Source organism: Pseudarthrobacter sp. AG30, assembly GCF_003116525.1.
In the GTDB taxonomy this organism is placed as follows: Bacteria; Actinomycetota; Actinomycetes; order Actinomycetales; family Micrococcaceae; genus Arthrobacter.
Genome location: NZ_QEHL01000008.1, coordinates 149,543 through 169,810, shown reverse-complemented (window position 1 = coordinate 169,810; position 20,268 = coordinate 149,543). Strand labels below are relative to the sequence as shown.

Sequence of the window (20,268 nt, the reverse complement as noted above, 5' to 3'; positions counted from 1 at the left end):
CCGCGCGGATGTTCCGCCCCCGCCCCTTCGCGTTGCAGTTGACGTACTGCGTACGTCAACTGCAACGCTCCGACAGGCCCGATGCCACTCCCGGGGCGGAACATCCGCGCGGCAGTTGCGGGCTCGCTCACCATGGCGCGCCGCTTCCTGTGCCTGATTTAAGATGGGCACAGAACGAAAGGTTTTGAAATATGTTTGAGTCCGTACAGGGCCTGCTTGATGAGCATGACGCTATCCAGGCGCAGCTGGGGGATCCTGCTGTTTATGCTGACCAGCGGCTTGCCCGGAAGCTGGGGCGGCGGTCGGCTCAGCTTAATGGCATCGTGGAGGCCTACCACCGGTGGGAGGGGCTCAGGGACGATCTCGCCGCTGCCAAGGAAATGGCTGCCGAGGACCCCGAATTCGCTGCCGAGGTGCCGGAACTGGAAGCCTCGCTCGAGACCGCTGCCGCCAAGCTGCGGCGCCTCCTGATTCCGCGCGATCCCGACGACGCCCGCAACGTGATCCTTGAAGTCAAGGGCGGCGAAGGCGGCGATGAGGCCGCCCTGTTCGCCGGCGACCTGCTGCGCATGTACACCCGGTACGCCGAATCCCGCGGCTGGAAGACCGAAATCATCTCCGCCACGGAATCCGACCTTGGCGGCTACAAGGACGTCCAGGTAGCGGTCAAGGGGAACTCCAACGACCCCGCCGAAGGCGTCTACGCCCGGCTCAAATTCGAAGGCGGCGTGCACCGCGTCCAACGCGTGCCCGTGACCGAATCCCAGGGCCGCATCCACACCTCCGCTGCCGGCGTCCTGGTCCTGCCTGAGGTCGATGAGCCCGAAGAGCTCGAGATCAACCAGAACGACCTCAAGATCGACGTCTACCGTTCCTCCGGTCCCGGCGGCCAGTCCGTCAACACCACGGACTCGGCCGTCCGCATTACGCACCTTCCCACCGGCATCGTGGTGGCCATGCAGAACGAGAAGTCCCAGCTGCAGAACCGCGAAGCCGGCATGCGCGTGCTCCGGGCGCGCATCCTGGCGCACCAGCAGGAGCAGATCGACGCCGAGAACTCGGCCCAGCGCAAGTCGCAGATCCGCACCATGGACCGCTCCGAGCGCATCCGCACCTACAACTACCCGGAAAACCGGATAGCGGACCACCGCACCGGTTACAAGGCGTACAACCTGGACCAGGTGATGAACGGCGACCTCGAACCGGTCATCCAGTCCGCCATCGAGATGGACGAACAGGCGCGGCTGGACGCCATCGGCGACTGACCGGAAGCCAACCATGAGTGAGCCCACCGAGACGGCCCCTGCCCAGTCCCTGGCCGCAGCCGTACGCGAGGCCGCGGAACGCCTGGCCGAGGCCGGTGTCCCCAGCCCCCGGGCCGACGCGGAGTTGCTGGCGGACCACCTCCTCAATGTCGGGCTGGGACGCCTCCGCGCACTGATGCTCGGCGATGCGGCTGCGCCCGCGGGCTATGCCGAGCTGGTGGCTGAACGCGTCCGCCGCGTTCCGTTGCAGCACATCACCGGGGTGGCGCACTTCCGCTACCTTGAGCTGGCGGTCGGTCCCGGCGTGTTCATCCCCCGGCCGGAAACCGAATCCGTGGTCCAGCTGGCCATTGACCACGTCAAGGGCATGCAGGCGCCCCGGATCGTGGACCTGGGCACCGGCTCGGGCGCCATCGCCGGCTCCGTCGCGCACGAGGTGCCCGGTGCCGACGTGCACGCGGTAGAGTTCAGCCCGTTTGCGCACGCCTGGGCGGCGAAGAACCTGGCGCCCCTCGGCGTCAACCTCGTCCTGGGGGACCTGCGCAACGCGCTGCCGGAGCTCAACGGAACAGTCGACGTCGTGATCTCCAACCCGCCGTACATCCCGGCCGCCGCCACCCCCAATGAACCCGAAGTGGCCTTGCATGACCCGCCCGAGGCGTTGTACGGCGGGGGAGCGGACGGCATGGAACTCCCGACGGCGGCAGCGGCCTCGGCTGCCCGGCTCCTGCGTCCCGGGGGCTACTTCGTCATGGAACACGCTGAAGTCCAGGCCGGCTGGATTGCCGCCATGCTCGACCGGACCGGCGCCTGGACAAGCATCAGTACGCACCTGGACCTCAACGGCAAGGAGCGCGCCACCAGCGCCGTGCTCGCGGACCAGTCCACACCGAATGAAAGAATGGGCCAGTGACCACAACCTACAACTGCACCATCGACGACGAGCGGGCACAGGGCCTGGAACACGCCCAGCGTGCCATCAGCGAAAAGAAGTGCGTGGTTCTGCCCACGGACACCGTCTACGGGATCGGCGCGGACGCATTCTCGCCGCATGCTGTCACCATGCTGCTGGTATCAAAGGGCCGGAGCAGGACCATGCCGCCGCCGGTCCTGATTCCGCGTATCAACGCACTGGACGGCTTGGCCACGGACGTGTCAGCCGGCGCGCGCAAGCTCGCCGAAGCCTTTTGGCCCGGCGGCCTCACCCTGATCCTGCACGCCCAGCCCTCGCTCGACTGGGACCTCGGCGAGACCAAGGGAACCGTGGCGCTGCGCATGCCTGCCGACGAGGTAGCCCTGGAGCTGCTGACCCTGACGGGCCCGCTCGCCGTCTCCTCTGCCAACCGCACCGGCCAGGCACCTGCGCAAACGGCGGCAGCGGCGCGCGAACAGCTGGCCGACTCCGTCGAGGTGTACCTGGAAGGCGGCCCGCGTCCACTTGAAGGTGACGCCGGCGTCCCGTCAACCATCGTGGACGCCACCGGCCCCGTCCTTCGCGTGGTCCGCAACGGGGCGGTCAGCCTCGACCGGTTGCGCGAGCACGTCCCCGGCGTCCTGGGGCTCGGCGAAATCCCGATGGCAGAGGAAGAACCGCACGCCGACAACACCGGTGCACCGGACGCCAGCGTTGCGGGCAACCCCGACGCCGCTCCGGAAAACTGACATGCAGCCCAAAGTCGCCGTAGCCGCCGTCACCTTCGACCGCCACGAGGAGCTGGCCCTGCTCCTGCAAGGCCTGGCCGCCCAAACCGCTCCCATCCATTCCATCGCCCTGGTGGACTCCGGTACCGTCCCGGCCACCGACGTCGTCAACGCCATGGGCGCTGACAACATCAACTACCTGCGCTCCGAAGCCAACCTCGGCGGCGCCGGCGGGTTCGCCTACGCCATCCTTGCCGCCATGGCCAGCGGCGCGGAATGGATCTGGATGATGGATGACGACGGCCACCCGGAGGACGCGAGCTGCCTTGCCGAACTGCTCCGCAGCGCCGACGAGCACCAGCTGGACATCATCAGCCCGCTGGTTGCCGCGACCGCAGACCCCAACCGGCTCTCCTTCAATTTCCGCATCAATGGCCTGCTGACCAACGACAGGTCCCGGCTCGCTCCCATGGGCTACCTCCCGGACATGGTCCACTTCTTCAACGGCGCGCTGATCCGGACTGAGGTCTTCTACAAGATCGGCATACCCGACGTAAAGTTCTTCATCCGTGGGGATGAGGTGGACTTCCTGTCCCGGGTGAAGAAGGCAGGCCTGAAATACGGCACCTTGGCCACCGTCGCCGTGCAGCACCCCGCCACGTGGACCGAGATGAAGCCGGTGTTCGGCGGCTTCATCACCCCCGTCATCCCGGAGGGCGACTTCAAGCGCTACTGCTACTTCCGCAACCGCGGCTACCTGACCCGGAAATACCGCAACCTGCGCTGGTTCAGCGCCGACATCGTCGGTTTCCCGTACTACTTCCTGAAGACCGGAGACTTCAAGGGCCTCGCGCACTGGTTCGGCGCCTACTCCACCGGCTTCCGCGGCAAGGGCTTCGGCTCGCCCGCGGAACTGATGTCCGCCAGGAGCTAGGCCGCCGTGGACAACCTGTACGCCGTCGTCGTCACGTTCAACCGTGCCGAGTTCCTGCGCAACCTGCTCCGCTCCTTCACCGGTCCGGGCAGCGCTCCCGCACAGGTCCTGGTGGTGGATAACGCGAGCACCGACCACACCGCCGACGTCGTGGCGCAGGCGATGTCTGCCGGTGGGCCGCCCATCCGGTACGAGAGGCTGGACCGGAACGTGGGCGGCGCCGGCGGGTTTTCCCACGGCGTCCAACTCGCGCTCGAGTCGGGTGCCGAGTGGCTGTGGCTGATGGACGACGACGTCGAGGTCCTTCCCGGCGCCGTGGACGCCCTGGCGAAATTCACGCCGGAGTATTCCTGCATGATCGGCCGCCGGTACGACGCCAACGGCAAGCCCTTCTTCTGGCAGCACCATTTCGTGGAATCGCTGGGCGTCTTCCTGCCGGTGTCCCGGGACGTGTTCAAGCATTCGGACGTGTTCCGCACCAACGTGGGGAATTTTGAGGGCATGCTGGTCAAGGCCTCCGTGGCCCGTGAGATTGGCCTGCCGGACCCGCGCTTCTTCATCACCTGGGACGACCTCATCTACGGCTGGCTCGCGGCACAGCGGACGCCGGTGGTGTACGTCAACGCCTTCGTCATCAAGAAGGTCCGTGCCCAGCGGCAGGTGGACCTGGGACTGCGCCACCTTAACGATTCCTCCGACCTCAGCCGGCGCTACGTGATGCGCAACCGGGGACACGTGGCGCACTACCTGAAGGCGTACGGCAAGTACAACAGGGCCGGTTTCGCTGCCGGGACGGCGCTGACTTTCCTCAAGGAGATAGCCCGCCTGGTCCTGGTGGAACGCACCCTCAAGGGCTCCGGCGCACTGTGGCGCGGATGGCGCGAATCACGCACGATCCTCTCGGACACCGGATGGAAACCCATGCCTCCACTGCCCGCGCATCCGGGAAGTGGAAGCCGAAGAGATTAGTATCGTTCTAGGTCCCGACGCCGTCCGACGGTTTTTGCGGCGGGGCATTGTGAAAAAGGCGCTGGCCGCCGTGGTAGTGGAAGTCGGTTGCATCTTCTGTTGAGTACAAAATCTGAAACGCGCGCATCCGCCGCCGTACGGGACGAGAAACCCGCCATCTGGATCTGGATCCAGATGTTCCTCGACTCCATGTCGTGGGTCGTGGCCATCGTCCTGGCGCTGCTGCTGCGCTATGAGATGGGTATCCGGGTGGAGCAGTTCGCCGGTGCCTTCGCCATCGCTGCCATCGCCGTCGTCGTCCAGATGCTGGCAGGATACTCCCTCGCCTTGTACCGGGGCCGCTATCCATTCGGCAGCTTCCAGGAAGCCCGGGCACTGGTGTTCGTCACGGTCATCGTGGCCGCCTCCATCACCGCCAGCCTGCTGGTCCTGTATGAGGCCATCAACATCGGCCGCAGCGTCGGCCTCATCGCTTTCCCTTTCGCTTGCCTGTTCATGGGCGCCGCCCGCTATGCCAAGCGCCTCTACGCCGAAAGCAAGACCAGGCCCGGGGACGGGGCCCAAAACACGCTGGTCTACGGCGCGGGGTTCCTCGGCAACTCCCTGGTAACCCGGATGCTGCAGGACCCGGACTCGCCCTACTTCCCGGTAGGCCTGGTGGATGACGATCCTGCCAAGAAGCACCTGCGCCTTTCCGGTGTCCAGGTCCAGGGCCGCGGGGACGACCTCCCCGCCATCATCCGGCGCACGCGGGCAACCGTCCTGGTGGTGGCCTTCGCCAACGTCGAAGCGGGACTGGTGCGCCGCATCTCCGACGCCGTGGCCGGGCTCAACGTCCGCGTCCTGGTCCTGCCGCCGCTGAGGGACATGCTTGGCAGCGGAGCGCCCGCGGGGTTCTCCGATTTCCGCGACGTGGCGGTCGAAGACCTGATCGGCCGGCGGCCCGTGGACATCAAGGTCGACGAGATTGCCGGCTACATCAAGGGCAAGCGGGTGCTGGTAACCGGCGCCGGCGGATCCATCGGCTCGGAACTCTGCCGCCAGATCGTGCAGTTCGACCCCGCGGAACTGATCATGCTGGACCACGACGAGACCGGGCTGCAGCAGACCCAGATTTCCATCACCGGCCGCGGCCTGCTGGCCGGCCGCGACACCGTCCTGGCCAACATCCGCGACGGCGAAGCCCTCCAGGAGATCTTCGCTGACCGGCAGCCCGAAGTGGTGTTCCACGCGGCAGCTCTCAAGCACGCTCCACTGCTCCAGCAGTACCCTGTGGAGGCCTGGAAGACGAACGTGTGCGGCACGTTGAACGTGCTGCGCGCCGCCCGCCGGGCAGGCGTTTCGAACTTCGTCAACATTTCCACCGACAAAGCCGCCAACCCCACCACCGCCCTCGGCCACTCCAAGCGGGTTGCCGAAAAGCTGACCGCGTGGATGGCAGGGCAGACGCAAAAGAAGTTCGTCTCCGTCCGCTTCGGCAACGTCATGGGCAGTCGCGGCTCCATGCTGCCGCTCTTCACCGAACAGATCCGCGTCGGCGGTCCGGTCACGGTCACCGACCCCGATGTCACGCGCTTCTTCATGACCATTCCCGAAGCCTGCCAGCTGGTGATCCAGGCCGGTGCGATCGGTGCCGGCGGCGACGTCCTCATCCTTGACATGGGCGAACCGGTCCGGATCCTCGACGTGGCGCAACGCATGATCGCCATGTCCGGCAAGGACGTGGAGATTATCTACACCGGACTGCGGCCGGGGGAGAAGCTGCACGAGGAACTGGTGGGCGCCGGGGAACTGGACAAACGCCCGCTGCACCCCAAGATTTCACACACCCGGGCCACCGAGCAGGATCCGGACAAGCTCGACCTCAACGTCTGGCTGGCCCGTTGTGAAGCGGAACAGGGCGTCAGCATCAGCGACATTCCCGACGATGAGGCCGATGACACGGGCGCCATCAGGGTTGCCTCATGATGCCGCTGCTGCTGGTGGCACTGGCAACCCTGCTGGCGAGCCTCCTCCTCCCGTTCGCAGTGAAGCCCTGGTTGGTCCGGATGGGGGTGGTGGACGTTCCCTCTGCCCGCTCGTCGCACGCCAAGGCAACCATCCGCGGCATGGGGGTCGCCGCCGCCCTCGCCACCGTCATCGGCTACGCGGCAGCCGTCCTCCTCGGCGTGGTCACCGTTGACCGGTCCGTGTCCGCCGTCGTCCTGGCGATCATTGTGGCCTGCGCCGTTGTCGGCTGGGTCGAGGACCTGCGCGGCCTGTCCATCCGCGGCCGTGCAGCTGCCCAGCTCGGCATCGGGGCCGCCGGGTCGGTGGTCCTGATCGTGCTGACCGGCCAGTCGTTCTGGTGGCTGCCCCTCGCGGCGCTGGCGATCGCGGCGTATGTCAACATTGCCAACTTCATGGACGGCGTCAATGGTATTTCCGGCCTGCACGGGGTCACTGCCGGCGGGGCCTACGCGCTGGCCGGAACGCTGGCCGAACAACCCTGGCTCACGGCTGGCGGAGCCGTGCTCGCGATGTCCTTCCTCGGGTTCCTGCCGTGGAACCTGGGCCGGGGTTCGGTCTTCCTGGGCGACGTCGGCAGTTACCTGCTCGGCGCATCCGTAGCCGCCCTCGCCGTCGCCGGCTTCCTTGGCGGTGTCTACGTGGAATACGTCCTCTCACCCATCCTGGTGTATGCCGCGGACACCGGTTACACACTGCTTCGGCGGATCAAGGCGGGGGAGCGCTGGTACGCATCGCACCGTGAGCACGTCTACCAGCGGCTCACGGATGTCGGCTTCTCGCACCTGCAGTCGGCTGCCGCCGTTACAGCCTGCACGGTCGCCGTGATCATCCTCGGCTTCGTCGCCGCCACCGCGTCGTTGCCGGTGGTGGCCCTGTGCGTGGCCGGCACCGTCCTGGTCCTCGTCGTGTACCTGGCCAGCCCGGACCTGATTGGACGCCGCCGCCGCAGGTCCAAAGTCACACGGCTGCCGGTGACCTAGCCATGTTCTATCTCGTGTAGAATTTAGGGGCAGCCCAAGCTGCTCCTCCACCCTTTACCTCCTGGCGCTGAGCCACGAGGTGCCGACGATTGGGATCGAATGACCTCCAACGCCGAGTCCGGACCTGTGTCCGGCCATGGACACGTTGGCTCTTCGGGTCCCACACGCTCGCTCTGGCTGAACCTGCTCAAGCGCAGTTCGATTGCCGCCACGGCCGGACTGGCGCTGTGCGCCATCCCTGCCGCGCTCCTCAATGGAGCAAGCGGGGCAGTTTCCAGTTTCCTCGGGGGCCTGCTGGTGATGCTGTTCTTCGGAATCAGCCTGCTGGTTGGCCACTTCGTGGGACGCCGGAATCCGTCCGGCGCGATTGGGGTGTTCGTAGCCACCTACTTCATCAAGGTGGTTGGCTTCGCGGTCGTCCTGTTCGTTGTCGGGGCTCCGGCGTGGCTGCACGGACGCTGGTTCGTCATAGGTGCCGTGGTCGCCGTCGTCCTCTGGCAGGCTGCGGAGATCCATGGCTTCAGCAAAGCCCGCCTCCAGATCTACAACGATCCGGAAGAGAAGGGACCCACCAATGCGTAACCCGAAGAAATCCGACGTTGCAGCGAAAGCCAAGCGCCGATCCATCGGCTCCGCACCCGGTGTTTCCGACGCGTCGAACGACGGCGGCTACAACGCTGGAATGGCGGTATTCAGCTACATCATTGGCGGAATCATCGTCTGGAGTTTGATAGGGTGGGGACTGGATTACGTGTGGGGAACGCGCTGGATCGTGCTCGCAGGCGCTCTGCTTGGAGCCGTCGGAGGTTTTTACCTTTCCCATATGCATGGCCTTACCAGTTCTCGCACAAACGCTGGTGATCGCCATGCTGCCAGCGGGCCGTCCCAGGACGGCAACACTAATGCCAAATAATTTCACAGGGGGAACAGCAGGCTGTCAGGCTGCCGGACCCCGCCCAACGCCCAATGATGGACACTGCAGAGAGGAAACGCGTTGATCGCGCTTGCGCTCCCGGCCCAAGATTCAGGAGAGTTCACTCCTCCTGGAATTAACGAAATGCATTTGCCGGCAATCCTGCCGTGGGGTGCCGCAGAAGGATTCTCCAAGCAGATGCTGCTGGTCCTCCTCTCTGTCGTCTTTATCGCCGTCTTCTTCGTGCTCGCCGCACGCAAGCAGCAGCTGGTACCCGGCAAGCTCCAGTTCGCCGGCGAGGCCGCCTACGGCTTCGTCCGCAACGGAATCGCCAAGGACATCATCGGCGGCAGGGACTTCATCAAGTACGTCCCGCTGCTGTTCAGCCTGTTCTTCTTCATCCTGGTCAACAACATCTACGGCGCCATTCCGGTGTTCCAGCTCCCCACGTTCTCGCACGTGGGTGGAGCGTATGTGCTGGCCGGCCTGGTCTACGTGACCTGGATCGCCATCGGCATCAAGAAGAACGGCCTGCGCTACTTCAAGCTGGCCACCGTACCCTCCGGCGTTCCGTGGTACATCCTGCCGATCGTCATCCCGATCGAGATCATCTCCAACTTCGTTGTCCGGCCCGTCACGCACAGCCTTCGTCTGTTCGCGACCATGCTCGCCGGCCACCTCATCGTGATGATCGCAGGCTCCGGCATCGAGTACCTGATCATGCAGGAGAACTTCCTGCTCAAGGGCACGTCGGTCCTGGTCCTGGCCGGTGCGATCGCCATGTACATGCTTGAAGCCCTGATCATGGTCCTGCAGGCCTACGTCTTCACGCTGCTGACCGCGATCTACATCGAAGGCGCACTGCACGCCGACAGCCACTAGGCACGCCGGCGGGGCGCCATGTCCCTGACGGCACACACAGAATTCCCCTCGCGGGGATGAAGCAACCCAAACAACCTGCCACACAAGTGGCATCTTGAAAGGAAAAAAAATGGAAGGCTCCATCAACGGCTCCCTCAACCTCATCGGCTATGGCCTCTCGGCTATCGGCGGTGGTATCGGTGTGGGTCTCGTGTTCGCTGCCTACATCAACGGCGTTGCGCGCCAGCCGGAAGCCCAGCGCGTCCTGCAGCCCATCGCATTCCTTGGCCTGGCGCTGACCGAAGCACTCGCCATCCTGGGCCTGGTCTTCGCTTTCGTTCTCAAGTAAACCCAGAGAACTTCAGCGAACATTCAGAACCGAGTAGATAAAGGACGGGTGAAATATGCATCAGCTGAACATCTCAGCCGCCGCTGAGGGCGACGTCAACCCCCTTGTTCCCAATGGCTGGGAAATGCTGGTTGTCTTCGTTGGCTTCGCCATCCTCTTTTTCATCGTGGTCAAGTACGTTGTCCCGATGTTCGAGAAGACCTTCGCCGAGCGTGCCGAGGCCATTGAAGGCGGCATCGCCAAGGCTGAAAAGGCCCAGGCTGAGGCGTCTGCTGCACTCGAAGAGTACAAGCAGCAGCTGACCGACGCCCGCACCGAAGCAAACCGCATCCGTGAGGAAGCCCGCGCCGAAGGTGCCCAGATCCTCGCGGATCTCAAGGAGAAGGCGGCAGCAGAGTCTGCCCGCATCACTGCGCAGGCCCACGCACAGATCGAATCAGAGCGCCAGGCGGCCGTTGTGTCCCTGCGTGCCGAGGTCGGCACCCTGGCCACCACCCTGGCAGGCCGCATCGTGGGCGAGTCCCTCGATGACGACGCCCGTGCAGCACGGGTCGTGGACCGTTTCCTGGCAGATCTGGAGTCCCAGAACGCAGGTGCAGCTAAATAATGGCAGGCGTATCGAGCGAATCGCTGGCAACAGCCCTGGCCGCCTTGGAAGCGAAGCTTCCGACCGCGTCGCTGCAGCTGGCAAAGGAACTCTTCGGAATTCTGGGAATGGTGGACAGCTCGGCTGGTTTGCGCCGTGCCCTGACTGACCCCTCCCGCAGCGGCGACGAGAAATCGGCGCTGGTCAGGCAGCTGGTTGGCGGAAAAGTCTCCGCTGATGCGGCTGAAATCGCGGGCGGACTGGCCAGCTCACGCTGGGCATCGGCGCGCGACATCGGCGATGCACTCGAGACTCTTGCCGCAACGGTGGTCATTTCCGTTGCTGAAAACAAGTCGGCCGTTTCTGCCTCCGGAATCACTGGCCTGGAAGAGCTGGAAAACGACCTGTTTTCCTTCAACCAGGCTGTTGCCTCCAGCCACGAGGTACAACGTGCTCTGTCCGAACCGCAGGCCAGCGCGGCAGCCAAAGCCACCCTCGCGGAGCGGCTGGCGCCCGGCGCCAGCGAAGAAGCCCGGGTGCTTATCACCCAGGCCGTCACGCAGCCCCGCGGCATCAAGCCCACCCGGCTGGTGGAACGGTTTGCCGAACTGGCGGCCAAGCGGCAGCAGCGCTGGATTGCAACAGTCAGCGTGACCCGGCCGTTGTCGGAGACGCAGCTGGCACGCCTCCAGGCGGGCATGAACGCACTGTACGGGCGGGAATTGAAGGTCAACGTCATTGTTGACCCGTCGCTCATTGGCGGAATCCGCGTCCAGGTGGGCGACGAGGTACTCGATGCCTCGGTCCTTACCCGGCTGGGAGAACTGCAACGCCAGCTGGCCGGCTAGCCGGACAAGCACAACCAAACTGATAGAAACCCCGGTCACCGTTTGCGGTGATCACAAACAGGAGAGCAGGGACTGCAGATGGCCGAATTGACCATCAACGCCGACGACGTCCGTAATGCGCTGAACGAGTTCGCGGCGTCCTACGAACCCGGGAACGCAGAGCGCGTAGAGGTCGGCCGCGTAACCACCGCAAGTGACGGCATCGCCCGTGTTGAGGGCCTTCCCTCGGTCATGGCGAACGAGCTGCTGCGCTTCGAGGACGGCACCCTGGGCCTGGCCCAGAACCTTGACGTCCGCGAGATCGGCGTCATCATCCTCGGTGACTTCACCGGCATCGAAGAAGGCCAGGAAGTCCACCGGACCGGACAGGTTCTGTCCGTTCCCGTTGGCGACGCCTTCCTCGGCCGCGTTGTCGACCCGCTGGGCGTGCCCATCGACGACCTCGGCGAGATCAAGGCCGAGACCACCCGCGCGCTGGAGCTCCAGGCTCCCGGCGTGACCCAGCGTAAGTCGGTCCACGAACCGATGCAGACCGGCCTGAAGGCCATCGACGCGATGATCCCGATCGGCCGCGGCCAGCGCCAGCTGATCATTGGCGACCGCCAGACCGGCAAGTCCGCGATCGCGATCGACACCATCATCAACCAGAAGGCCAACTGGGCTTCCGGCGATGTCACCAAGCAGGTCCGCTGCATCTACGTTGCCATCGGCCAGAAGGCGTCCACGATTGCCGCCATCCGCCAGACCCTTGAGGACAACGGCGCGCTGGAGTACACCACCATCGTGGCATCTCCCGCGTCTGATCCCGCAGGCTTCAAGTACCTGGCACCGTACGCCGGTTCGGCCATCGGCCAGCACTGGATGTACGGCGGCAAGCACGTCCTCATCGTGTTCGATGACCTGTCCAAGCAGGCTGAGGCCTACCGTGCAGTGTCCCTGTTGCTCCGCCGCCCGCCGGGACGCGAAGCCTACCCGGGTGACGTCTTCTACCTGCACTCCCGTCTGCTGGAGCGTTGTGCCAAGCTCTCCGACGAGCTCGGTGCCGGCTCCATGACGGGCCTGCCGCTGATCGAGACCAAGGCGAACGACGTCTCCGCCTACATCCCGACCAACGTCATCTCCATCACCGACGGCCAGATCTTCCTCCAGTCGGACCTCTTCAACGCCAACCAGCGGCCCGCTGTGGACGTTGGCGTCTCGGTGTCCCGCGTTGGCGGTGCCGCCCAGGTGAAGTCCATGAAGAAGGTTTCCGGTACTTTGAAGCTGGACCTGGCCCAGTACCGCGACATGCAGGCGTTCGCCATGTTCGCATCCGACCTGGATGCTGCGTCACGCCAGCAGCTCACCCGTGGCGCCCGCCTGATGGAACTGCTGAAGCAGGGCCAGTACTCACCGTTCCCGGTCGAGGACCAGGTTGTTTCCATCTGGGCCGGCACCAACGGCTACCTGGACGACGTTCCGGTCGAGGACATCAGCCGGTTCGAGGCTGAGTTCCTTGAGCACCTTCGCCACAAGTCCTCGATCCTGACCACGCTGGCACAGACCAACGTCCTGGACGATGACACCGTTGCAGCTCTGAAGTCCTCGATCGTGGACTTCAAGAAGGGCTTCTTCGGCGAGGGTGACAACCACCTGGTAGGCGCCGGCCACGAGGAGCACGACGCTATCTCCGAGGGCGAAGTCGACCAGGAAAAGATCGTCAAGCAGAAGCGCTAGTTCCGCACCGCCGGGTGTGCCGGGCCGCAAAGGCCCGGCACACCCGGCGACGGAATGTTAGGAAAGGATAAGTATGGGAGCCCAGATCCGGGTCTACCGCCAGAAGATCAGCTCGACCACGTCGATGCGCAAGATCTTCAAGGCGATGGAACTGATCGCTACCTCGCGCATCGGGAAGGCCCGTGCGCGCGTAGCAGCTTCACTGCCTTACGCGAACGCGATCACGCGCGCCGTTTCTGCTGTCGCCAGCCAAAGCGAAATCGACCACCCGCTGATCACTGAGCCGGAGCAGATCCGCCGCGCCGCAGTCCTGGTAATCACCTCGGACCGCGGCCTGGCAGGTTCATACTCGGCCAGCGTCCTCAAGCAGGCGGAAGGTCTCAACGAGCTGCTCCGCGCCGAAGGCAAGGAAGTCAAGACCTATGTCGTGGGCCGCAAGGCCCAGGCCTACTTCGATTTCCGGAACCGCGAGTACGCGCGGGTCTGGACCGGAGGAACCGACGCACCCGAGTTCGCTACTGCCCGTGAAGTCGGCGCAGCGTTGCTGGCAGAATTCGCGACCGACTTCGAGGACGGCGGCGTGGACGAGATCCACGTTGTCTACACCCGCTTCAAGTCCATGGTCACCCAGGAGCCGACGGTCATCCGCCTGCTCCCGCTTGAAGTAGTGGAAGAGCAGGCTGAATCCGAATCGGATCTCCTGCCGCTGTACGAGTTCGAACCGGAAGCGGAGCGTGTCCTTGACGCCCTGCTGCCGCGCTACATCGAATCCCGTATCTTCGCAGCCATGTTGCAGGCAGCAGCTTCCGAGCTCGCCGCCCGCCAGCGGGCGATGAAGTCCGCAGGCGACAACGCAACGGACCTGATCAAGAAGTACACGCGCCTGCGCAACACGGCCCGCCAGGCCGAGATTACGCAGGAACTCTCCGAGATCGTTGCCGGCGCGGACGCCCTCGCGTCCTAGCCTGCACCTCCCCGGTTCCGCGTAACCAGCACCACCACAGATAAACTTAACCCCACGCCATCTACTGAATGAAGTGAGAGAGATGACTGCCACTGCTACCGAACACGTAGCCGCAACGTCCGGTGCAACCGGCCGTATTGCGCGCGTAATCGGCCCGGTTGTCGACGTCGAATTCCCGGCTGACGCAATCCCGTCGATCTACAACGCCCTCACCACCGAGATCACTCTCAACGGTGAGACCAAGACCATCACGTTCGAGACCTCCCAGCACCTGGGCGACAACCTCGTGCGCGCCATCTCCCTGCAGGCAACCGACGGCCTGGTCCGCGGCACCTCCGTGGTGGACAGCGGTGCCCCGATCTCCGTGCCTGTCGGCGACGGAGTCAAGGGCCACATCTTCAACGTGCTGGGCCAGCCCCTGGACGTTGCCGAGTCGGAACTGGACATCAGCGAACGCTGGCCGATCCACCGCAAGGCCCCGAGCTTTGCTTCGCTCGAAGGCTCCACCGAGATGCTGGAGACCGGCATCAAGGTCATCGACCTCCTCACCCCGTACATCAAGGGTGGAAAGATCGGCCTCTTCGGCGGCGCCGGCGTGGGCAAGACCGTCCTGATCCAGGAAATGATCACCCGTGTTGCCCGCAACTTCGGTGGTACTTCCGTGTTCGCCGGTGTTGGCGAGCGTACCCGTGAGGGCAACGACCTCTGGGTGGAAATGGAAGAGGCAGGCGTCCTCAAGGACACCGCCCTTGTGTTCGGCCAGATGGATGAGCCCCCGGGAACGCGCCTGCGCGTAGCCCTGTCCGCCCTGACCATGGCGGAGTACTTCCGCGATGTCCAGAACCAGGACGTGCTGCTGTTCATCGACAACATCTTCCGGTTCACCCAGGCCGGTTCCGAGGTATCGACCCTGCTGGGCCGCATGCCCTCCGCCGTGGGCTACCAGCCCAACCTTGCCGACGAGATGGGCCTCCTGCAGGAGCGCATCACCTCCACCAAGGGCCACTCCATCACCTCGATGCAGGCCATCTACGTTCCCGCTGATGACTACACCGACCCGGCTCCGGCGACGACCTTCGCGCACCTGGATGCGACCACGGAACTTTCCCGTGAAATCGCATCCCGTGGCCTGTACCCGGCCGTTGATCCGCTGACGTCCACGTCCCGAATCCTGGATCCCCAGTACATCGGCAAGGACCACTACAACACGGCTGTCCGCGTGAAGCAGATCCTGCAGAAGAACAAGGAACTCCAGGACATCATCGCCATCCTCGGTGTCGATGAGCTCTCCGAAGAAGACAAGATCGTGGTGTCGCGTGCGCGCCGCATCCAGCAGTTCCTCTCGCAGAACACCTACACCGCCAAGCAGTTCACCGGTGTTGAGGGCTCCACGGTTTCCATCAAGGACACCGTTGAAGGCTTCTCGGCGATCTGCGACGGCGAACTCGACCACATCGCGGAGCAGGCGTTCTTCAACGTCGGTGGCCTCGATGACGTTGAGCGCCAGTGGGCCAAGATCCAGGAACAGACCAAGTAATATGGCTGAGCTTGAGGTTGAGATTGTCGCAGCGGACCACTTTGTGTGGTCCGGAGCGGCCAAGATGGTCAAGGCCCGCACCAGTGATGGTGAAATCGGAATCCTGCCCGGCCACTCGCCCCTGCTGGCGATCCTGGCCGAAGGTGAACTGGCCATCCAGCCAGTGTCAGGGGACCGGATTGCGGTAGATGTTGACGGCGGGTTCTTCTCCGTGGACAACAACCGCGTGGTCATCGTTGCTGACAACGCCCAGCTGGGCGGCTCGGCTACCGCTGGGATCCGCTAGCACGACCTTGATGGACGCACCGGGTATTTCGTTCATCGCACTGGCAATCGTGTTCGGATTGCTGATTTTTGCACTGTGCCTTTCGGGGGTGCGCCGTTTCAATTTGCGGCGCGCCCTCGGCACGGTGGACGCCTCCATTTGCGTTGCTGGTAACAGCTGGCAAATGGGGGTTTGTCGTTATCAGGACAATGACCTTGAGTGGTTCCGGTTGATCTCACTGAGCGTCCGCCCGAAATACACCTTCAAGCGCAGTTCGCTGGAGCTCCTGGGCAGGCGAAAGCCGACCGAGGCCGAGGCCGTCAAGGTCCAACCGGATGTGGTTATCGTCGAACTCCGCTACGAGGGACAGGACCTGCACCTGGCCATGAAGTTCGACGCGTACACGGGCCTTTCCTCATGGCTCGAAGCCGGCCCCGTCATCGGCGTAGGGACCTGGCGCTAGCCACGTGGACTGGCTTTCAGACATTCGGCTTACGGACGGGCCCCTGTTTGGGACTGTCCTGGTATTGGGATTAGGCGGGGCGGCCTACCTCCTGGTACCACCTTCGCGCGCCTGGGAAACAGCGGACCTACGGATCCGCGCCTGGGCAATCCGTGTCTTTGTTGCCATCGCCTCAGCCTTCGTCCTGGTGGCAACCGTCCACTGGATCATGATCAACGTCCTTACCGTCTTTCCGGAGGACATCCCGGAGCCCGTTCTGCTGTGGTTCGTGCCGGGTGTTTCGGCCGTCATCCTTGGAATCATGAGGCTGCCGCGGACCTCCTGGACCCATTACGGGAGCGGATTCCTCGCGGCGCTCCTGGTGGTGGCCCTCTCTACCCTCCAAATCAATGCCTACTTCGGACTGAACCGGACTGTCAGCGACTTGCTGGGAACCGCTTTGGCCCGGATACCCGCGCTGGAACAGGAGCTCATGCGCCACCCCGGTGAATCCGATGGCGTGTCCCTCCAGGGCTGGAAGCCTGCCGGCGACCTGCCTGCCGGCGGTGTCCTGCGTAAGGCAGCCATCCCGGGAACGCTGTCCGGGATGAGCAACCGCGATGCCTATCTCTACCTTCCGCCGGCCTACTTCGCTGCCAACCGTCCCGCCCTGCCGGTGCTTGTCCTGGTGGCGGGCCAGCCCGGCGGCCCCGCGGACTGGCTGACGGGCGGCGCCATCCGTGGCCACATGGATTCGTTTGCCGCGGCGCACGGGGGAGTGGCCCCGGTGGTGGTCATCCCCGATCCCAACGGATCACAGTCCGCCAACACCATGTGCATGGACAGCAAGATCGCGAAAGCGGACACCTACCTCTCGCAGGACGTGCCGCGATGGATCAGTTCCACCCTTGCCGTTGACACCAACCACAGCCACTGGGCCGTGGGTGGATTCTCTTTCGGCGGCACCTGTGCCATCCAAATGGGAACCAGGCACCCGGATGTCTTCGCGGACGTGCTCGGATTTTCCAGCGAAGCCGAGCCCGCCATCGCCAAGGAGCGGCAAAAGACCATTGACGCAGCCTTTCCGGGGAACCCGGACGAATTCATCAAGCAGACTCCACTGGAGATCATGAAACACCAACGGTTTGAGACCAGCGGCATGTACCTGACCGCAGGCCAGAACGATCCGGAGTTCGTGGGGAACCTCCACACGCTCGCGGCGGCGGCCAAGGACGCCGGCTTTACCGTGCAGGCCTACGAGGTGGAACACACCGGACATTCCTGGGACACGTCCTCAAAGCGCTTCGGTGACGCCTTGGCATTCCTCGGCAGCCAATGGGGGCTGAAGTGGTAAGCACCACGAAACCGGACCGCACGGTAGCGTTGATGTGGGCCACTGTGGGCCGTCCGGCAATGCACCAAACCCTTGAAACCCTCAAATCCATGCCGTTCACCTTGGGCGTCGTGGCTGTGTTCCTGGCGGCAGCCGCCGTGACGGGAAGCTTCCTGGACGGCCCGCCGGAACAACTCCTGGGACTTGCCTCGGTCAGCGGTCCCGGCCTTCGTGGCGGGCAATGGTGGTCCCTCTTCACCAGCATGTTCTTTGCCACCAACCCGCTGGCTTACCTCACGGCGTCGTTGATGATGATCCTGCTGCTGGGCCTGGCCGAACGCAAGCTGGGACGCCGCGCCGCCGTCGGCCTCTATTTCGGCGGCCAGTTCGCGGCAGTGACCGTCTTCCTCCTGGTCACCCAGGTGGCCGTATATGTTGGTGACGGCTGGCTGGACCAGATGGCGGACGATATCCTGATCGGCCCCTACGCCCCGATCCTGACCGCCGGGCTGGCGGCCAGTGCCCGGATCACTCTGCTGTGGCAGCGCAGGCTCCGGACCGCGGTGTTGTCCGTGTCGATCCTGCTGGTGCTCTACGTTGGCCACGCGGAGACGGTGATCGGCCTCATCGGGGCCCTCCTTGGCCTCCTGGCGGGCTGGTGGATCCAGGGCGACCAGGGGCGGCTCCACCGGCACCGTTCCACCGGCCGCGAAACCAGGAACCTCCTGGCCCTGACCGTCGCGGTCTTTGCCGTGGGGCCGATCCTGACCGGGATCACACGGGCTCCCACCGGCCCGCTGGCATTGCTGCGCGACGTCGTCCTCAGCCCGATGCCCACGCTCAGCCAGTTGGTGTTCAACTGCGGGGCAACGGTGGATGCCTCCTGCCTGGAAACCGGCAGGGCAGGGTTTGCCGGGCCGTTCGGCCTGGCGCTGGCGGTGGTGCCGGTCATCCTGCTGCTGATCTGCGCGGACGGCATGCGCCGCGGCCGCCGGCTGGCCCTCAACATTGCCCTTGCCATCCAGCTGGCCGTGACGGCCTTGGCAGCTGTCTACCTGGCCCTTTTCGCCCTGGTTCCGTCACGCCTTCAGGGCACCCACTCGACGCCCCTGTCATCGGCCTTTGCCCACGTGCTTCCCCTCGTCATCGTGCCGCTGCTGCTCGCAATCATCCTGTGGCTTAACCGCCGCCAGTTCCGCGTGCAGACGCGGCCCGGCGCCCGGCGGACGCTCGCTGCGGTGGTCTGCGGCACCTGGCTCGCCCTGGCAAGCTCCTACACCGTGGCGTGGTTCCTCTCGGGTGGCCTTGCCCGTGACGGGGGTTTGCTGGGACTCTTCGCCGAATTGGCGCGGCAGTACGTGCCGGTTCCCATTCCGCAGCATTTCCGCCGCGTTTTCGCGGAGCGCGACAGCGCCGAGACGCTGCTCTTCGCTTACTCCGGACCGGTGTTCTGGATTGTCGCCCTGGTGGCTGTGTGGTGGGTCCTCATTGGGCGGCACCACGGCCTCGGCTTTGGCCGGCAGGACCGGGACCGTGCCCGCGAGCTGCTTCACCAAGGCGGCGGACCCCTGTCCTGGATGGCCCTGTGGGAGCCCAACACGTATTGGTTCAGTCCGGACGGCGCCGGCGCCATGGCCTTCCAGCAGCACGGGACCGTGGCATTGACCCTGGGCGGAGCCATCGGCGACCGCGGGGCCGAGCAAAGCGTGACCGAAGGGTTCCTGGATTACTGCCGCACCCAGGCGCTGATCCCTGCGCTCTATTCCTGTGACGACACCCTGTGGCCGGCGCTGCGGGAGCGGGGCTTCTCGCGGGTGGCAGTGGCGCAGGAAACGCGGCTGCGGCTCAATGAGCTCGAGTTCAAGGGCAAGGAGTGGCAGAACGTTCGGACCGCGCTCAACCGGGCCTCGAAGCTCGGCGTCCACGCCGTGTGGGGCTCCTACCATTCACTGCCTGCCGCACTGCGTTCGCGGCTCAATGAGGTGTCGGAAGAGTGGGCGGCCGGGAAATCCGTGCCGGAAATGGGCTTCACGCTGGGGGGAGTGGACGAGCTCGACGACGAGGAGGTCCTGTGCTGCCTGGCGGTGGACGGCAATGGTACCGTCCACGGCGTTACCAGTTGGCTTCCCGTGTACGACGACGGCCGGCTGGTCAGCAGGACGCTTGATGTCATGCGCCGCGGCAGCGAGGGTTTCCCGGGCGTGATGGAGTTCCTGATTGCATCCGCGGTCCTGGAGCTGAAGGATTCGGTGGACGTCATTTCCCTGTCCGGCTCGCCACTGGCCAGCCGGCCGGAGGAGCAGGGAAGGCAGGCCGATGCGGAGGAGGACGCCGAAGCAGACGCCGGCGCCACCGATGAGGGGGCACAGAACCTGGTGCGCATCCTGGACCTGGTGGGCCACGCGCTGGAGCCGGTCTACGGGTTCCGGTCGCTGGCAGCGTTCAAGTCCCGGTTCAAGCCGGAGTACCGCGCGCTCTACTTGTATTACCAGGACCCCCTCCACCTGCCGGCCATTGGCAGGGCGCTGACACGGGCCTACCTTCCCGGCCTCTCGCTGGCGCAGGGTGCACGCCTGGTCCGCAAACTGGTCACCTGAGCGCGAATACGGCGGGCGGCCGCCGGGCACCTCGACGCTCCCCACGTACGCAAATGCA

General features: G+C 64.8%; 20 protein-coding genes. All 20 read left to right on the top strand.

What is annotated here, in order from left to right; genetic code table 11:
• Positions 1-191 precede the first annotated feature (191 nt).
• The 20 genes from prfA (at position 192) to DC347_RS08465 (ending at position 20,210) form a co-directional block, all read left to right on the top strand.
• On the top strand, positions 192-1,265 hold the full coding sequence (gene prfA / locus DC347_RS08560) for a peptide chain release factor 1 (RefSeq protein WP_018760131.1): 1,074 nt from the start codon (positions 192-194) through the stop codon (positions 1,263-1,265).
• Positions 1,266-1,278: 13 nt separating this feature from the next.
• Positions 1,279-2,178 carry a peptide chain release factor N(5)-glutamine methyltransferase gene (prmC, locus tag DC347_RS08555; protein WP_109045061.1) on the top strand — a complete coding sequence of 300 codons (900 nt, stop codon included), beginning with the start codon at positions 1,279-1,281 and terminating at the stop codon, positions 2,176-2,178.
• A complete protein-coding gene (locus tag DC347_RS08550; RefSeq protein WP_109045060.1) occupies positions 2,175-2,927 on the top strand; it encodes an L-threonylcarbamoyladenylate synthase in 753 nt (250 codons plus the stop codon). The genes prmC and DC347_RS08550 overlap by 4 nt, the downstream gene beginning before the upstream one ends.
• Position 2,928: 1 nt before the next feature.
• Positions 2,929-3,840: a glycosyltransferase gene (locus tag DC347_RS08545; RefSeq protein WP_109045059.1), complete on the top strand. Its 912-nt coding sequence runs from the start codon at positions 2,929-2,931 to the stop codon at positions 3,838-3,840.
• 6 nt (positions 3,841-3,846) lie between these two features.
• Positions 3,847-4,809: a glycosyltransferase gene (locus tag DC347_RS08540; protein WP_109045058.1), complete on the top strand. Its 963-nt coding sequence runs from the start codon at positions 3,847-3,849 to the stop codon at positions 4,807-4,809.
• 174 nt (positions 4,810-4,983) lie between these two features.
• Positions 4,984-6,777, top strand: a complete 1,794-nt coding sequence (locus DC347_RS08535) for a nucleoside-diphosphate sugar epimerase/dehydratase (protein ID WP_109045132.1) — start codon at positions 4,984-4,986, stop codon at positions 6,775-6,777.
• A complete protein-coding gene (locus tag DC347_RS08530; protein WP_018760125.1) occupies positions 6,774-7,799 on the top strand; it encodes a glycosyltransferase family 4 protein in 1,026 nt (341 codons plus the stop codon). The genes DC347_RS08535 and DC347_RS08530 overlap by 4 nt, the downstream gene beginning before the upstream one ends.
• Before the next feature lie 99 nt (positions 7,800-7,898).
• Positions 7,899-8,381, top strand: coding sequence for a hypothetical protein (locus DC347_RS08525; RefSeq protein WP_109045057.1), 483 nt, complete (start codon positions 7,899-7,901; stop codon positions 8,379-8,381).
• Positions 8,374-8,712: a hypothetical protein gene (locus tag DC347_RS08520; protein WP_109045056.1), complete on the top strand. Its 339-nt coding sequence runs from the start codon at positions 8,374-8,376 to the stop codon at positions 8,710-8,712. The genes DC347_RS08525 and DC347_RS08520 overlap by 8 nt, the downstream gene beginning before the upstream one ends.
• An 81-nt stretch (positions 8,713-8,793) precedes the next feature.
• Positions 8,794-9,594: a F0F1 ATP synthase subunit A gene (atpB, locus tag DC347_RS08515; protein WP_026264239.1), complete on the top strand. Its 801-nt coding sequence runs from the start codon at positions 8,794-8,796 to the stop codon at positions 9,592-9,594.
• A 109-nt stretch (positions 9,595-9,703) separates the two neighbouring features.
• Entirely contained in the window at positions 9,704-9,922 is a 219-nt protein-coding gene (atpE, locus tag DC347_RS08510) for an ATP synthase F0 subunit C (RefSeq protein WP_003804776.1), read from the top strand.
• 55 nt (positions 9,923-9,977) lie between these two features.
• Positions 9,978-10,529: a F0F1 ATP synthase subunit B gene (locus DC347_RS08505; protein ID WP_018760122.1), complete on the top strand. Its 552-nt coding sequence runs from the start codon at positions 9,978-9,980 to the stop codon at positions 10,527-10,529.
• Positions 10,529-11,356 (top strand): F0F1 ATP synthase subunit delta, encoded by an 828-nt coding sequence (locus DC347_RS08500; RefSeq protein ID WP_018760121.1) that lies wholly within the window; start codon positions 10,529-10,531, stop codon positions 11,354-11,356. The genes DC347_RS08505 and DC347_RS08500 overlap by 1 nt, the downstream gene beginning before the upstream one ends.
• A 78-nt stretch (positions 11,357-11,434) precedes the next feature.
• Positions 11,435-13,072 (top strand): F0F1 ATP synthase subunit alpha, encoded by a 1,638-nt coding sequence (gene atpA / locus DC347_RS08495; RefSeq protein ID WP_018760120.1) that lies wholly within the window; start codon positions 11,435-11,437, stop codon positions 13,070-13,072.
• A 73-nt stretch (positions 13,073-13,145) separates the two neighbouring features.
• Positions 13,146-14,036 carry a F0F1 ATP synthase subunit gamma gene (locus DC347_RS08490; RefSeq protein WP_109045055.1) on the top strand — a complete coding sequence of 297 codons (891 nt, stop codon included), beginning with the start codon at positions 13,146-13,148 and terminating at the stop codon, positions 14,034-14,036.
• An 82-nt stretch (positions 14,037-14,118) separates the two neighbouring features.
• Positions 14,119-15,573 (top strand): F0F1 ATP synthase subunit beta, encoded by a 1,455-nt coding sequence (gene atpD, locus DC347_RS08485; RefSeq protein WP_018760118.1) that lies wholly within the window; start codon positions 14,119-14,121, stop codon positions 15,571-15,573.
• 1 nt (position 15,574) lies between these two features.
• A complete protein-coding gene (locus tag DC347_RS08480) occupies positions 15,575-15,859 on the top strand; it encodes a F0F1 ATP synthase subunit epsilon (protein WP_018760117.1) in 285 nt (94 codons plus the stop codon).
• Positions 15,860-15,869: 10 nt separating this feature from the next.
• Positions 15,870-16,301 (top strand): DUF2550 domain-containing protein, encoded by a 432-nt coding sequence (locus DC347_RS08475; RefSeq protein ID WP_109045054.1) that lies wholly within the window; start codon positions 15,870-15,872, stop codon positions 16,299-16,301.
• Positions 16,302-16,305: 4 nt separating this feature from the next.
• Positions 16,306-17,634, top strand: coding sequence for an esterase family protein (locus DC347_RS08470; RefSeq protein ID WP_109045053.1), 1,329 nt, complete (start codon positions 16,306-16,308; stop codon positions 17,632-17,634).
• Between the two features lie 32 nt (positions 17,635-17,666).
• A complete protein-coding gene (locus DC347_RS08465; RefSeq protein WP_240617736.1) occupies positions 17,667-20,210 on the top strand; it encodes a phosphatidylglycerol lysyltransferase domain-containing protein in 2,544 nt (847 codons plus the stop codon).
• Positions 20,211-20,268 lie beyond the last annotated feature (58 nt).

What these genes read in the sequence shown, in the direction of transcription:
- DC347_RS08490 (WP_109045055.1), top strand. Translation starts at nt 13,146, where the DNA reads ATGGGAGCCCAGATCCGGGTCTACCGCCAGAAGATCAGCTCGACCACG.
- DC347_RS08480 (WP_018760117.1), top strand. Translation starts at nt 15,575, where the DNA reads ATGGCTGAGCTTGAGGTTGAGATTGTCGCAGCGGACCACTTTGTGTGG.
- DC347_RS08535 (WP_109045132.1), top strand. Translation starts at nt 4,984, where the DNA reads ATGTTCCTCGACTCCATGTCGTGGGTCGTGGCCATCGTCCTGGCGCTG.
- atpD (WP_018760118.1), top strand. Translation starts at nt 14,119, where the DNA reads ATGACTGCCACTGCTACCGAACACGTAGCCGCAACGTCCGGTGCAACC.
- DC347_RS08465 (WP_240617736.1), top strand. Translation starts at nt 17,667, where the DNA reads ATGTGGGCCACTGTGGGCCGTCCGGCAATGCACCAAACCCTTGAAACC.
- atpE (WP_003804776.1), top strand. Translation starts at nt 9,704, where the DNA reads ATGGAAGGCTCCATCAACGGCTCCCTCAACCTCATCGGCTATGGCCTC.
- DC347_RS08500 (WP_018760121.1), top strand. Translation starts at nt 10,529, where the DNA reads ATGGCAGGCGTATCGAGCGAATCGCTGGCAACAGCCCTGGCCGCCTTG.
- DC347_RS08520 (WP_109045056.1), top strand. Translation starts at nt 8,374, where the DNA reads ATGCGTAACCCGAAGAAATCCGACGTTGCAGCGAAAGCCAAGCGCCGA.
- DC347_RS08530 (WP_018760125.1), top strand. Translation starts at nt 6,774, where the DNA reads ATGATGCCGCTGCTGCTGGTGGCACTGGCAACCCTGCTGGCGAGCCTC.
- prfA (WP_018760131.1), top strand. Translation starts at nt 192, where the DNA reads ATGTTTGAGTCCGTACAGGGCCTGCTTGATGAGCATGACGCTATCCAG.
- DC347_RS08505 (WP_018760122.1), top strand. Translation starts at nt 9,978, where the DNA reads ATGCATCAGCTGAACATCTCAGCCGCCGCTGAGGGCGACGTCAACCCC.
- DC347_RS08545 (WP_109045059.1), top strand. Translation starts at nt 2,929, where the DNA reads ATGCAGCCCAAAGTCGCCGTAGCCGCCGTCACCTTCGACCGCCACGAG.
- atpA (WP_018760120.1), top strand. Translation starts at nt 11,435, where the DNA reads ATGGCCGAATTGACCATCAACGCCGACGACGTCCGTAATGCGCTGAAC.
- prmC (WP_109045061.1), top strand. Translation starts at nt 1,279, where the DNA reads ATGAGTGAGCCCACCGAGACGGCCCCTGCCCAGTCCCTGGCCGCAGCC.
- DC347_RS08525 (WP_109045057.1), top strand. Translation starts at nt 7,899, where the DNA reads ATGACCTCCAACGCCGAGTCCGGACCTGTGTCCGGCCATGGACACGTT.
- DC347_RS08475 (WP_109045054.1), top strand. Translation starts at nt 15,870, where the DNA reads ATGGACGCACCGGGTATTTCGTTCATCGCACTGGCAATCGTGTTCGGA.